This window comes from Streptomyces ipomoeae 91-03, assembly GCF_000317595.1.
GTDB lineage: Bacteria > Actinomycetota > Actinomycetes > Streptomycetales > Streptomycetaceae > Streptomyces > Streptomyces ipomoeae.
In genome coordinates, this window is record NZ_AEJC01000528.1 from 17567 (window position 1) to 29745 (window position 12179).

The following is a 12179-nucleotide window of genomic DNA, read 5'->3' on the forward strand; positions in this document are numbered from 1 at the left end:
GCCGCCGAAGCGTGCTCGCGGCGACAGCCGGCGCGGTGCCGATAGTGGCCGGCATCATCGGCGGCGGCACGACCGCCCAGGCGGCACCGTCACATCGTACGGACGGCGGTGCCGTGTACGGACTGACCGTGGAACACCGCACCGACCCACTCGGCGTGGACACCCCCCGCCCACGTTTCGGATGGCGTATGCGGTCCGCCGAACGTGGGCGGAGCCAAGGCGCGTACCAGGTCCTCGTGGCAAGCTCACCGGACAGGCTGACCGCGGCCCGCGCGGATGTCTGGAACAGCGGCCGTGTCCTTTCGCCGGACTCGGTGGCCGTCCCCTTCGCGGGCGGGGCGCTGCGCGCATCGACCCGCTACCACTGGACCGTCACCGTCTGGGACGCCGAAGGCCGCCCGGTCGGCACCGCCTCCCCGGCCTTCTTCGAGACCGCTCTGATGAGCACCGACGGCGTCACCGGCTGGGACGGCGCGCAGTGGATCGGAATGCAGGGGAAAGCACCCAACTCGCCCGGAGCCCCGATGCTGCGGACAGAGGCCACCCTGCGATCGACCGGCCGAGTCCGTGAGGCACGCCTGTACGTCTCCGCCCTCGGCGTCTACGAGGCCTACGTCAACGGGCACCATGTCACCGTCCCGCACGACGGCGGCACCACGATCGAGCTGCTGCCCCCGGGCTGGACCAACTACGACACGCGGGTGGACTACCTGACCTACGACGTGACCGACCTCGTGGCACGCGAATCGGCCGTCACCCTGGCGGCCGTCCTGGGCAACGGCTGGTACAACGGCCGCGTCTCCGACGGCAGCACGTACTACTCCAAGGACGGCAACGCCCTGGCGCTCAAGGCCAAGTTGCTGATCCGGTACGGCGACGGGACGACGCAGACCGTCGTCACCCGGCCGGGCGACGGCTGGAAGGCCACCGACACCGGCCCGTACCGGACCGACGACATCTACGACGGCCAGACCTACGACGCCCGCAAGGAACTGCCGGGCTGGACGTCGGCCGGCTTCGACGACTCGGCCTGGTCGGACGTCGAACGCGTCCCGTTCGAGGAGAAGTACCCGGACGCGCGACTGCTCGCGTACCCGGCCGAGTCGGCCCGCCTGATCTCCCGCTGGGACCGCCGACCGCGGTCGATCACCGTCGTCACCGGCGTGACCGGTCAGGACACCAGCCCGAACGGCAAGGGCCGTGTCGTCGTGGACGACGACCGTACGGTGACAGACCCGCACGAGGCGGCCTCCGCCCCGGTGACGATCGCACCCGGCGAAACCGCCATCTTCGACCTGGGCCAGAACATGGTCGGCGTTCCCCGCTACACCCTGCGCGGTCCGGCCGGTGCCCAGGTCGCCTTCCGGTTCGGCGAGATGCTCAACGACGACAGCGCCGGAGCGGACGGCCCCGAAGGCTCGCTCTATCTGGCCAACCTGCGTTCCGCCGAGGCCACCAGCACCTACATCCTCAAGGGCGACCGGCACGGCGAGACCCACCAGGACTCACTGACGTTCTACGGCTTCCGCCATGTGTCCGTCACGGCGACCGACACCGTCACGGTCACCTCCCTGACCGGCAAGGTCGCCACGTCCGCGATCCACGACATCGGAACGGTCGGCACCGACGACCCCGACGTCAACCGGCTGATCAGCAACATCCGGTGGGGCCAGCGCGGCAACTACCTCTGGGTGCCCACCGACTGCCCGCAACGTGACGAACGCCTGGGCTGGACCGGCGACACCCAGGTCTTCGCCACCACCGGCCTGTACAACGCGGACGCCACCTGCTTCCTCAGCCACTTCCAGGACACCGTCGTCGACTCCCAGACCATCTACGGCATGGACAAGGCACAGTTCACCGGTGTGGCTCCGGGCGGGCGGTACAACTTCCCCGGCGGCGGCAGCGGTTGGGCCGACTGCGGCGTCATCCTCCCGTGGACCGTGTGGCAGATGACCGGCGACGCGCACATCGTCGAGCGCAACTGGCCCGCGATGACCCGCTACCTGGACTGGATCCGGCAGCGGACCGGCGACACCTACGCCGGGCAGGGGTCCCTCACCGGCGACTGGCTGGCCCCGCAGAAGACCAGCGCCCAGCTCATGAGCGACGTCTACTACGGCTATGCCGCACGGCTGATGGCCCAGATGGCCCGCGCCGTCGACCGGCCGGAGGAGGCGGAGGCGTACGACACGCTGTTCGACCGCATCAAGCGGGCGTTCATCACCAAGTACCTGGTCACCGAGGCCGGCCGGCTCACGCTGAAATCCAGCCTCGGCGAGGCGTCCCCCATCGAACCGGGCGCCGATCCCCACCAGAAGACCGAAGACAACAGCCAGACCGCGCTGCTGTGGGTGCTGAAACTCGGCTTCTACGACACCGAGGCCCAGCGTCGCACGCTCGTCGGCCTGCTGGCGGACAACATCGGCAACGACGCGGCCTACAAGGCGGCGCACCCCGACAGCAGCAGGGTCCGCTACGCCGAGAACACCCTGTCCGTCGGCTTCCTCGGCGTCAACGTCCTCGCCCCCGTCCTCACCGACGAGGGCCGAGCCGACCTGGCGTACAAGCTGCTGCACCAGGACGCGCTGCCGTCCTGGCTGTTCTCGGTGAGGAACGGCGCCACCACTGTCTGGGAGCGCTGGAACTCCTACTCCGAGGACTCCGGCTTCGGCCCGGTCAGCATGAACTCCTTCAACCACTACGCGTACGGGGCCGTCATGGAGTGGATGTACGCCTACATGGCGGGCATCGCACGCGACCCCGACAGCCCCGGCTTCAAGCACTTCGTCCTGCGACCCCATCTCGACCCCACGGGCAGGATCACACGCGTGACGGGCGCGCACGAGTCGCCGTACGGCGAGATCAGGAGCGAGTGGAGGCTCGGCGACGGCGGCAGGACCCTGCTGTACGACGCGCTCGTGCCCGCCAACACCGAGGCGACACTCCGCCTTCCGGCGGTCTCAGCCGATACCGTCCGCGAAGGCAGAACCCCGCTGTCGCGGGTGGACGGCGTGCGCTTCCTCGGCTACGCGGACGGCGTGTCGTCGTACCGACTGCCCTCCGGCCGCTACCGGCTGAGCACCACGCTCCACTGACCAGCCGAGACGGACGCACAGGCCCTCCCGCGCCGTGCGCCGGCGCGGGAGGACCGCCGTGACGGTCGGTTACGTGGACACCTGTTCGCGTCCATGCCCCGCCCGTACGCCCGGCGCATCGGCGGCCCTGGGGTGTACTGCCGGTACACCTCTCGACAGGAACTCCCTGACCGCCGTGGAAGGCGGTCTCCTTGGCTGCGGCAATGTCCCCGCCATGCCGAGGCGGCGTGGGCGTGCCTCTTCCTCCCACGGCACCTGTGCCGTCCCTGTTCGATTGGAGCCGAGTGAGCACCCCCGTAATCCCCAGCGTGCCGGGCGAGCGGACGGTCGGCCGTGCCCTGTCCGTCGTTCTCCTGCTGCTGACGGTCTTCGGGCCGATCTCGATGGACCTCTATCTGCCGGTGCTGCCCGCGCTGACCGGCGAGCTGCGCGCGTCGACCTCGGCCGCGCAGCTGACGGTCACCGCCTGTCTGCTCGGCCTGGCGTTCGGCCAGGTGGTCGCCGGGCCGCTGTCGGACCGGTTCGGGCGCCGCCGCCCGCTGCTGGCCGGTGCCGTCGCCTACGTCGTCACCTCGGCGCTGTGCGCGTTCAGCCCGAGCATCGAGGCCCTGGTCGCCGCCCGCTTCGTGCAGGGCCTGGCCGGCGCGGTGGGCATCGTGATCGCCCAGGCCGCCGGGCGCGACCTGTACTCCGGGGGGCAAGCTCGTGCGCTACTACGGCCGCCTGACCGTGATCGGCGGACTCGCCGCGATCATCGGACCGGTCATGGGCGGCCAGCTCGCCGCCTTCACCGACTGGCGCGGCATCTTCGTCTTCCTCGCCCTGCTCGGCGCCGTGATCCTCGTGGCCTGCCTCGCCGTCTTCCGCGAAACCCTGCCCCCGCAGGAGCGCACCGGCGGCGGGCTCGCCCAGAGCGGACGCGACTTCCGACGGCTGCTGGCCGACCGCGTCCTCCTCGGCGCCGTCCTGATCACCGGCCTCGTCAACGCGGCCCTGTTCGCCTACCTCAGCGGCGCCACCTACGTCCTGCAGGGCATCTACGGTCTCTCCCCGCAGGGCTATTCGTTCGCGTTCGGGCTGAACTCGCTCGGCTTCATGGTGTTCGGCTTCGTCGCGGGACGGCTGTCCGAACGCTGGTCGGAGAAGGGCACCCTCGTCCTCGGCCTCGTCATGACCCTGCTCGGCGCCGCCGGGCTGCTCGTCACCGCGGCCCTGCACCTGCCGCTGGCGGCCATGGTGCTGTCCCTGCTCACCATGGTCAGCGGCGTGGCCGCCACCACCCCGCCCTCCACCTCGCTGGCCCTGGCGCACTACCCCGAGATCGCGGGCACCGCGTCCTCACTCCTCGGCCTGGCACGCTTCGCCTTCGGCGGCCTCGCCGCCCCGCTCGTCGGACTCGGCGGCGCCGGCACCGCCGTCCCGCTCGGACTGGTCACGGTCGTCTCCGCCGCACTCGCCGCGATCGTCTACACCCTTGCGATGCGCCATGACACCCCCACGCCCGACCGCACCATCGCCTCCGGTAAACCGCTCGACACCGTGACAGCGAACCCCTGACCCGCCCGGCGGACGGCGTGTGAAGGCGGCACCCCGACCGGCTCACACACAGATGGCCGGGGTCAGTCGAGGGCGGACGAGGCCGGGAGGTTCTGGTCGGCGGGCCCAGGAGGCCAGGATGCGCAACCGGTCGTGGGTGGCGGAGCCCGGGACGGCGGTCCACACGGTCAGATGCTGGTCGGGGTCGGGGTCGGGGTCGGGGTCGGGGTCGGTGTTGGCGGTCAGCGTGTCCCAGTCCAGGACCAGCTCTCCGACGACCGGATGGTTGAGGGTCTTCGTGCCCACGGTGCGGCCTGCGACGCGATGATCGCCCCACCACTGGGCGAACTGCTTGTCCCGCGTCGACAGTTCACGACCAGCTCGATCAGGTGCGGGTCCTCGGGGTACTTGGCCGCCTCCATCCGCAGCTGCGCCACCGAATTCCAGGCCAGAATGTCCCCGCGCCGCCCCTGCACGAGAGCGGGGGTCGAGGTCAGGTCGTCCAGCACCCGCTGCAGCTGCGGCTGGACCTTCTGCCGGCCGCGCCGCCGGATACGGGTGGCGGGCTTGCCCGCGAGCTGGGCGACCTCTTCACGGCGCAGCCCGGCGACCCGGCGGGGCCCACCGGTCTCCGGCAGGCCGACCGCGCGCGGGCTCAGCTTCGAGCGGCGCCTTTTGAGGAATTCTCCCAGTTCATTGAGAGGGATGTCGCTGGTCATGTTCATCGTCGGCGACTACCTCCAGGGGATCGAGGCCAAGGCCATCACCGAAGGCCGACCAAGCCCGGGCGGGCGACCATGAACGGAAGGAGACACACCCATGCGAGGAGCAGCCATGCAGGTCGTTCGAGGAGCAGTCGTGCAGGTCGTTCGAGGGACGGTGCGGCAGTGAGCCGGATCCTGGTGACCGGTTCCGCGGACGGACTTGGACGTGCGGCGGCGGATTCGCTGCTGTCCGCCGGACACGACGTGGTGGTGCACGCCCGCAACCAGGAGCGCGCGGCGGACCTCGACCCGTTGACCGACCGTGGGGCAGACCTCGTGGTGGGTGACTTCACGGACCGAGACGCGGTACGGCGCATCGCCGCCGAGCTGAACGAGGCGAAGCCGCTCGACGCGGTCATCCACAACGCCGGCGTGTGGAGCGGACCGGCGGTCATGCCGGTCAACATCGTCGCCCCGTACCTGCTCACGGCCCTGCTCCGCGGGCCGCGTCGGCTGGTGTACCTGAGCAGCGGCTCGCATTTCGGTGGGCGCCCCTCGCTCGCCGGTATCGACTGGCGGGGCGAGAGCCCGGGCTCGTACTCCGACAGCAAGCTGTTCGTCACGACGCTCGCGGCAGCGGTGGCCCGACTGCGCCCCGGGGTGCTGAGCAACGCGGTGGATCCGGGCTGGGTGCCGACCAGGATGGGCGGACCGAACGCACCGGACGACCTCGAACTCGGCCACCGGACACAGGAGTGGCTCGCCTCCAGTGACGAACCCGAGGCCCTGACCACCGGCGGGTACTGGTACCACCGCCGGCGGCAGGAGCCGCACGGCGCAGTCCACGACGAGGCGTTCCAGGACCGTCTCCTGCGGACGCTGGCCGAGGAGACGGGCACCACGCTCTGAGAGGACGGCCTCCTCTGCCGAGCAGTGCGCGACCCCGCCAGGATGAGCCCCAGGGATTCGGGGTGCGCTCGCCGGTCCTGAACGTTCGGCTGGACCGACGCGCTCCGGTTACTCGCTGTGCACGATCTGGATCAGGTTGCCGCAGGTGTCGTCCAGGACGGCAGTGGTGATCGTGCCCATCTCCAGCGGCTCCTGGGTGAAGTACACCCCCAGCTCGCGCAGCCGGTTGAACTCCGCCTGTACGTCGTCCACGGCGAAGGAGGCGGCCGGGATGCCGTCCTGGACCAGCGCCGTCTTGTACGGCTGCACCGCGGGGTGGCCGGAGGGTTCGAGCAGTAGTTCGGTACCGTCGGGATCCTCCGGCGAGACCACGGTCAGCCACCGGTCCGTACCCACCGGGACGTCGTGCTTCTTCACGAAGCCCAGCACGTCGGTGTAGAAGCGCAGGGCCTTCTCCTGGTCGTCGACGAAGACGTTGGTGAGGTGGATCTTCATGGAGCGCTCTCCGGTGCTTCGGGCTTGAGCCATCGTGTGACGATGCGTTCGAGCGGTTCGGTGGTGAGGTCGTGGAACTTGTAGCGGCCCTGGCGCCGGGTCCGGATCAGGCCCGCGGCTTCCAACACGGCGAGGTGCTGGCTGATCGCCTGACGGGACGATCCGAGACCGTGCTTGGTCGTGAGTCGCGCGCAGATTTCGAACAGGGTCTGACCGTTCCGCTCCGTCAGCTCGTCGAGGATCTTTCTGCGGGTGGGGTCGGCCAGGGCCTTGAAGACGTCGTCCGGCACAACCACACCATAGGCAAGCGGCTACTTGCCTATCAAGCCGCTGAACGACGCGAGGCGGAATCCATGGGCCCGCCGACGGAATCCCGGGCTCCCCACCGCCGTCACCGTGGGAAGACACGCACGGCGCTGCTCCCGCCCATGGCCTCCGCTTCCTGAATGTCACGGGCGCTGCGCTGGATGACGACGTTGCCCAGATCACGGGACAGCTGTGTGACGAGGGCGGCGACGCCATGCTCCCAGTCAGCCGGGGCAGTTGCCGGAGGGACGACGATCAGCTCCAGTACGTCCGCGGGATGCGATGCCGTTCCTTCGATGACGGCGCCGTTCAGCGCGAGGTAGTCCGGTGCCGGGTGGAGATGGGTTCGCGCCTGCTCGCGGACCGTGTCGATGACGCGGCCCCGCAGGTCTGTCAGCTGATGCAGAGCGGACCAGGCGATGTGCCCTGCGACGAGATGTACGGCTTCGCCTTTGCGTCTGGGGGCGATGAGGCCGAGCAGACCGAGGCGGAAGAGTGCCGCTTCCAGCTGGGTGGGCGTCACCGCGGCGTTCCTGGACAGCTGGTCGAGCGTCAGCGGCCTTGCGGCGTCGGCGGTGTGATGATCGACGAGGGCGGTGAGGAGCCGGCCCGAGGTTCCGGGGAACAGGGCGGACAGGGGAGTGCGGAAGTTCATGGCGCGTCCTGACCGTTCGGAGTCGGCGAGTCCCTGAAGAATCCGCCGACGACGATCCGGTTCGGTGCGGCTCTGGACAAGCGAAACACTCCGCTTCTGTGAAGGGTTCGGCCGCACGGCAGGATGGCAAGGGGTTCTCGCCGGCTTCGCAGGCGGGTGGCATCGACGACGAAGCCGACGAGAGTCTGATCTCCGGACGCTGCCGTTCGAGTGGTCAGACGCCGGAAAGCGGATCGTTCACGAGCGCGGTGACGGTCTCGTGGAACTCCTTGAGAACATCGAGGAATCCGGTCCTGCCCCACAGGCTCAGCCCCAGAACGGCGACGCCTACGGCCGTCATGTGCACGGCCCCCGGAAGGTCTCGGCCCGACAACGCGCGCATCGCCGACTGGTCTCCCCGGGCCCAGGCCCGCGTTGCCTCGGCAACGGCCAACTCGTAGTGGGGCGGGGCCGCGGCGGCGACTTCGTCGGCCTGCCGAACCAGGTGGCCCGGCATGCACCGCCTGCCGCTCATCTCCATGATGCTGATGGTGGAGCGCAACAGACCGCTCAGGACGGCGTACACCTCTGCCCAGCTGTCTGCGTCCAGACCGGCCAGCGCCTCGTGAACTGCGATGGCGTCGTGGTCCGCGTAGCCCCGGACGACGTCCATCGCCCGGTCGCGGGAGGTCTTGTGCGCTGCCTCGCTCATACGGCTCACACTATTGCCGCCCGGCCGGGCGGCAATCGGTCTCTGGGCGCAACGCACCTCGGAAGAAAGCACTAAGAGGTCCTAACAGAAGTTGTTGATCATGTGACTTTCGGCGTGGACGGTCGTTGGTCTGGTCGTGGGGAAACGTCAGTCGCGGCCTTGGATCGTGTCGGATGAACTGTGGTCGCTCATCGAGCCGTTGCTGCCCGAGCCGGGGCCGAAGCTGGTGGAGGGTCGGCCTCGGGTGCCGGACCGGCAGGCGCTGTGCGGGATCCTGTTCGTGCTGCACACCGGTATCCAGTGGGAGTATCTGCCCCAAGAGCTGGGCTTCGGCTCCGGCATGACCTGCTGGCGGCGCCTGGCGGCCTGGAACGAGGCCGGTGTGTGGGACGAACTGCACCTGGTGCTGCTGAAGAAGCTGCGGGCCGCGAAGAAGCTGGACTGGTCGCGGGCGGTGATCGACTCCTCCCACGTCCGGGCGGCCCGGCGCGGCCCAAAAGCGGGCCCAGCCCGGTCGACCGAGCACGGCCGGGCAGCAAGCACCACGTCCTCACCGACGGACAGGGCATCCCGCTCGCGGTGTCGCTGACCGGCGGAAACCGCAACGACGTCACCCAGCTCGTGCCGCTTCTCGACAAGGTCCCCGCCGTGGCCGGCGTGGTCGGCCGGCCCAGGCGCCGACCCGACGCGCTCCTCGCGGACCGTGGTTACGACCACGACAAGTACCGGCGCCTGGTGCGGGCTCGCGGTATCACGCCGGTGATCGCCGAACGAGGCCAGCCACACGGCTCCGGCCTGGGTGTCTTCCGCTACGTTGTCGAGCGCACCATCGCCTGGCTGCACGGCTTCCGCCGCCTGCGCATCCGATGGGAGCGGCGCGACGACATCCATGAGGCCTTTCTCGGCCTCGCCACCTGCCTGATCACCCACCGCCACGTCCAACGCCTTTGTTAGGACCTCTAAGACCAACGCCCTTCCCTCCGCAAGCACCGCGTGAGGAACACCCGTCGCGCGTCGGCGAGGCGGTCCTGGAACAGACGCGGCTCCCGTCACCACCCATCCCCAGGAGCCCGGACCGCGGACAGGTATCAGGGCGGCGCGGTCAGCCCCACGGGGGCCGCGGATGAACGCACGCGGCGCTGCGGCGCGAGGTGATCCTTCGCGCCTGGGCGGAAGCCGCAGGCGCTCACTGCGGTGCTGTGCGAGCGAGTTCGGAGTGCAGCTGCTCGGGGCTGGGCGGGATCGTCCCGGCGATGGTGGCCGGTGTGCGCACGGGCATGTGTACGCGCCGGGGCGCACGGGCGTGCGTACGCGCCGGGGCTCCGAGGTCGTCCCTGCTTCCGTCGTCGCCGATGCCGGCCGGTCCGCCATCACCGAACGTTCGAAAGCCTTCATGGAGCACGTGCCTGGCATGATCCATGCGGGACCAGTGAATCTGGGCGGCCGGGCCGCGCGACGTACGTACTGTTCGGTGTCGATGGCACGTTGATCGACGCGGTGAGCAACCAACGGCGGGTCTAACGCGGCCGATGGAAACGTTCGCGCGGGTCGCTGCGGACCGCGATCCTCATGAGTGCCTGGCCATGCTGCACGAGCTGGAGGACGAGGACGTCCGGTCCGGCGCCTACGCGACGCCCAGGGCGGTCCACGACGCCCGTTCCGTGATCGAGGTTGTCGACGAAGCCGTCCAGGGCTCGGTGACCGACAGGATCCGGCAGTCCCTGGATGATGAACTGGCCGCCATCCTCTTCGCGGGCAGCACCGGCACGGCCGGCGGTTGGCCGCCCAAGCGCGCGGTGCGACTCAAGACCAGTGATGTACGGGGTGGCTGCTCCTGCTGACCCACTTCGTCCTGGCCGTCGCCGGCGGTCCCTGCCGGGCGGGTGAATGAGGGGGGTCGGTGTGGTGTGCCGCGAGGGCGAGCCCCCGGCGGTGGAGAAGATGGTTGGCCGTCCTGGGACCCGATCCCTCACGGGCCCCAGGACGGCTTTCCCGGACCGGCTTCAGCGATCGCCGACTGTAGCTGTTCGTTCCGTCGCTCTTCACTCACCAGGTCCTCGGCACCGTCGGGGAGCGGGGCCTGGCTGCAGACCTGTCTGACGCGCCTCGCGCTACCGGGGGTCTCCGCGGCCTACTCGGAACTCTCTTCCGGAACCTCGTAGGCCTTGGTCCAGGTGGCCCCGCAGCGGCAGGAGGAGTGCTCCACGAGCTCACCGTTCTCGGTGATTCCCAGCCCCTGATTGACGCGGACGTGCACGTGCTCGGACATGGGCGGACTTCCTTCCCGCAAGCCCGCCGACCCGACGACAGGCTGAAAGCCCCCATCCTCCGCAGGTAGGGCAGAGCTCACGTAGGAGCCACGTCACATCCCGTGAATCCGGCTGCCGCGCGCCGACGGGACGGGCGGCAGCCAGGACGCGCCGGGCTGGGTAGAGCAGTCCCTCGCAGAGCAGTCCCTCGGGGATCAGTCGCTCGGGGAGCGATCCCTCGGGGAGGGACGTGAGTCCTCAGTGATCAGTGGGCGAGGTGGACGCTGTTTCCTGCCGGGGCTGCTCATGGGCGTCCGCTTCCAGCGGTGGTGCGGCATGCCGGTCCGTGCGGTGCTCCTCGCGAGGCGTGGTGATCCTGAGCCGGGGGGTGTCGACGGGTCCGGGTGGGACGGGGACGGGTCGGCGGGCGGTGAGGTGGCCCACCCAGTGACGGCCGCAGATGGGGCAGGGGGGAGCGCCTTCGGGGGCATAGGGGGACGGCACGGCGTGGCCGTCGCGGGTGAAGTACTCCCAGTCGTCGCCGTTCTCGTCGCGGTAGTACTGCACGTCGTAATCGGCGCTCCACTTGTGCCAGCAGTGGCCGCACGTGAACTCCACACGCTCGACAGCCAGTTCGGTGATCATCGGCTTGCCTCCCTTCAGGTGGCCGTCGGCTCCGTGAAAGGACTCTGCTTGCTGACACCTGCCCTTCCCGGCCACGGGGCGGAGACGGCCGGCAGCCACGCTGTGTCCGGGCGCAGCCCTTACCGCTGTCTTCCCCGCTGGCCTGGACAGGTTTGTCGTCATCTTGACACCTGGCTGTAGATATTTTATGCGGACAAGGGAGGGATTGGATTAATAGTTCCGATTGTGGAGCTTTTCGCTGATGTCGACCTGCCTCGACGAGCTGCTGGCAGACGTCGACGACCTCATCCTCGATGAGGCCCGGGCCCGGGAAGGCATCGAGTCCGCCGGGGAGATCGGCGCGACCTCCCTCTCTGTGACACGGTCATCCACGCTCTGCTGCCGGAGCGGCCCGATGGCGATGTCGCGCTGCTCATCGCCCGCACTCAGGCGGTGGACGCCTCGGGTGGTCTCCTGGGAGATCTCCCCGGGCCCGGCCGGGGGCGCCGACGCACGCCGGCGGGCCACGGCTCAGGCGGCGCGCTGGGAACTGCGGGAGGCGCCGCCGACCGCCGAGCTGATCGTCGGTGAGCCGGCCGTGACCTGCCCGGGCGGAGCGGCGGAACGGCGGAACGGCGAAAACCCGTGGCGGTTGTGGCTGCGGTCGTTTGGCTGGCGCTGGGCTGAGCGTCGGCCTTTTTCGGCCCCGCCGCCCTACCCGTCCCTCCCCCATCCACCCGCAGACGACTCACCGGCCCTCTGCCGTCCCCTGCGCACGCGCAACCGCCGGGTGCCCATGAATCGGGCCCCGGCGGTTGGGTGTGTCACGGAGTGGGTGGGTCAGTCGGAGATCAGACCCTCGCGGAGTTGGGCCAGGGTGCGGGTGAGCAGGCGGGAGACGTGCATCTGGGA

At 69.8% G+C, this 12179-nt stretch carries 10 protein-coding genes and 4 pseudogenes; 7 read left to right on the forward strand and 7 right to left on the reverse strand.

What is annotated here, in order from left to right:
- Nucleotides 1-11 precede the first annotated feature (11 nt).
- From STRIP9103_RS34185 to STRIP9103_RS34190, 3 genes and pseudogenes are all read left to right on the forward strand, one after another.
- Nucleotides 12-3098 (forward strand): alpha-L-rhamnosidase, encoded by a 3087-nt coding sequence (locus STRIP9103_RS34185; protein ID WP_234022374.1) that lies wholly within the window; start codon nt 12-14, stop codon nt 3096-3098.
- Between the two features lie 203 nt (nt 3099-3301).
- A pseudogene (locus STRIP9103_RS53595) lies at nt 3302-3772 on the forward strand (MFS transporter); the annotation flags it as partial.
- Nucleotides 3773-3797: 25 nt separating this feature from the next.
- Nucleotides 3798-4655 (forward strand): annotated as a pseudogene (locus tag STRIP9103_RS34190) (MFS transporter); the annotation flags it as partial.
- Nucleotides 4656-4717: 62 nt separating this feature from the next.
- On the opposite strand, the pseudogene STRIP9103_RS34195 reads toward STRIP9103_RS34190, so the two are convergent.
- Nucleotides 4718-5353, reverse strand: a pseudogene (locus STRIP9103_RS34195) (MmyB family transcriptional regulator).
- A 168-nt stretch (nt 5354-5521) separates the two neighbouring features.
- Here STRIP9103_RS34195 and STRIP9103_RS34200 point away from each other — a divergent pair.
- Nucleotides 5522-6247: an SDR family NAD(P)-dependent oxidoreductase gene (locus STRIP9103_RS34200; RefSeq protein WP_009329089.1), complete on the forward strand. Its 726-nt coding sequence runs from the start codon at nt 5522-5524 to the stop codon at nt 6245-6247.
- A 108-nt stretch (nt 6248-6355) separates the two neighbouring features.
- On the opposite strand, the gene STRIP9103_RS34205 is transcribed toward STRIP9103_RS34200, so the two are convergent.
- The 4 genes from STRIP9103_RS34205 to STRIP9103_RS34220 form a co-directional block, all read right to left on the reverse strand.
- Entirely contained in the window at nt 6356-6742 is a 387-nt protein-coding gene (locus tag STRIP9103_RS34205) for a VOC family protein (protein ID WP_009329087.1), read from the reverse strand.
- Nucleotides 6739-7032 (reverse strand): ArsR/SmtB family transcription factor, encoded by a 294-nt coding sequence (locus STRIP9103_RS34210; protein WP_009329098.1) that lies wholly within the window; start codon nt 7030-7032, stop codon nt 6739-6741. Before STRIP9103_RS34210 ends, STRIP9103_RS34205 begins: the two co-directional genes overlap by 4 nt.
- 101 nt (nt 7033-7133) lie before the next feature.
- Entirely contained in the window at nt 7134-7703 is a 570-nt protein-coding gene (locus tag STRIP9103_RS34215; protein WP_009329109.1) for a hypothetical protein, read from the reverse strand.
- Between the two features lie 214 nt (nt 7704-7917).
- The gene (locus tag STRIP9103_RS34220) at nt 7918-8394 is read right to left on the reverse strand and encodes a hypothetical protein (RefSeq protein ID WP_009329092.1); all 477 of its coding nucleotides are present in this window, start codon (nt 8392-8394) and stop codon (nt 7918-7920) included.
- A gap of 163 nt (nt 8395-8557) precedes the next feature.
- Here STRIP9103_RS34220 and STRIP9103_RS47440 point away from each other — a divergent pair.
- Both STRIP9103_RS47440 and STRIP9103_RS47445 read left to right on the forward strand, forming a co-directional pair.
- Nucleotides 8558-9348 (forward strand): IS5 family transposase gene (locus tag STRIP9103_RS47440; protein ID WP_411572384.1). Its coding sequence is split into 2 segments (ribosomal slippage): nt 8558-8888 and nt 8888-9348, totalling 792 coding nucleotides; the frame shifts between segments, so codons are not numbered across the junction.
- 510 nt (nt 9349-9858) lie between these two features.
- Nucleotides 9859-10025 (forward strand): annotated as a pseudogene (locus STRIP9103_RS47445) (phosphatase); the annotation flags it as partial.
- A 500-nt stretch (nt 10026-10525) separates the two neighbouring features.
- Here STRIP9103_RS47445 and STRIP9103_RS50930 read toward each other — a convergent pair.
- Both STRIP9103_RS50930 and STRIP9103_RS34245 read right to left on the reverse strand, forming a co-directional pair.
- Nucleotides 10526-10663 carry a hypothetical protein gene (locus STRIP9103_RS50930; protein WP_009329117.1) on the reverse strand — a complete coding sequence of 46 codons (138 nt, stop codon included), beginning with the start codon at nt 10661-10663 and terminating at the stop codon, nt 10526-10528.
- 238 nt (nt 10664-10901) lie between these two features.
- Nucleotides 10902-11288, reverse strand: a complete 387-nt coding sequence (locus STRIP9103_RS34245; RefSeq protein WP_009329119.1) for a hypothetical protein — start codon at nt 11286-11288, stop codon at nt 10902-10904.
- A gap of 241 nt (nt 11289-11529) precedes the next feature.
- On the opposite strand from STRIP9103_RS34245, the gene STRIP9103_RS52225 reads away from it, so the two are divergent.
- Nucleotides 11530-12179, forward strand: a 650-nt coding sequence (locus STRIP9103_RS52225) for a hypothetical protein (RefSeq protein ID WP_234022375.1), incomplete at its 3' end; no start/stop codon positions are given.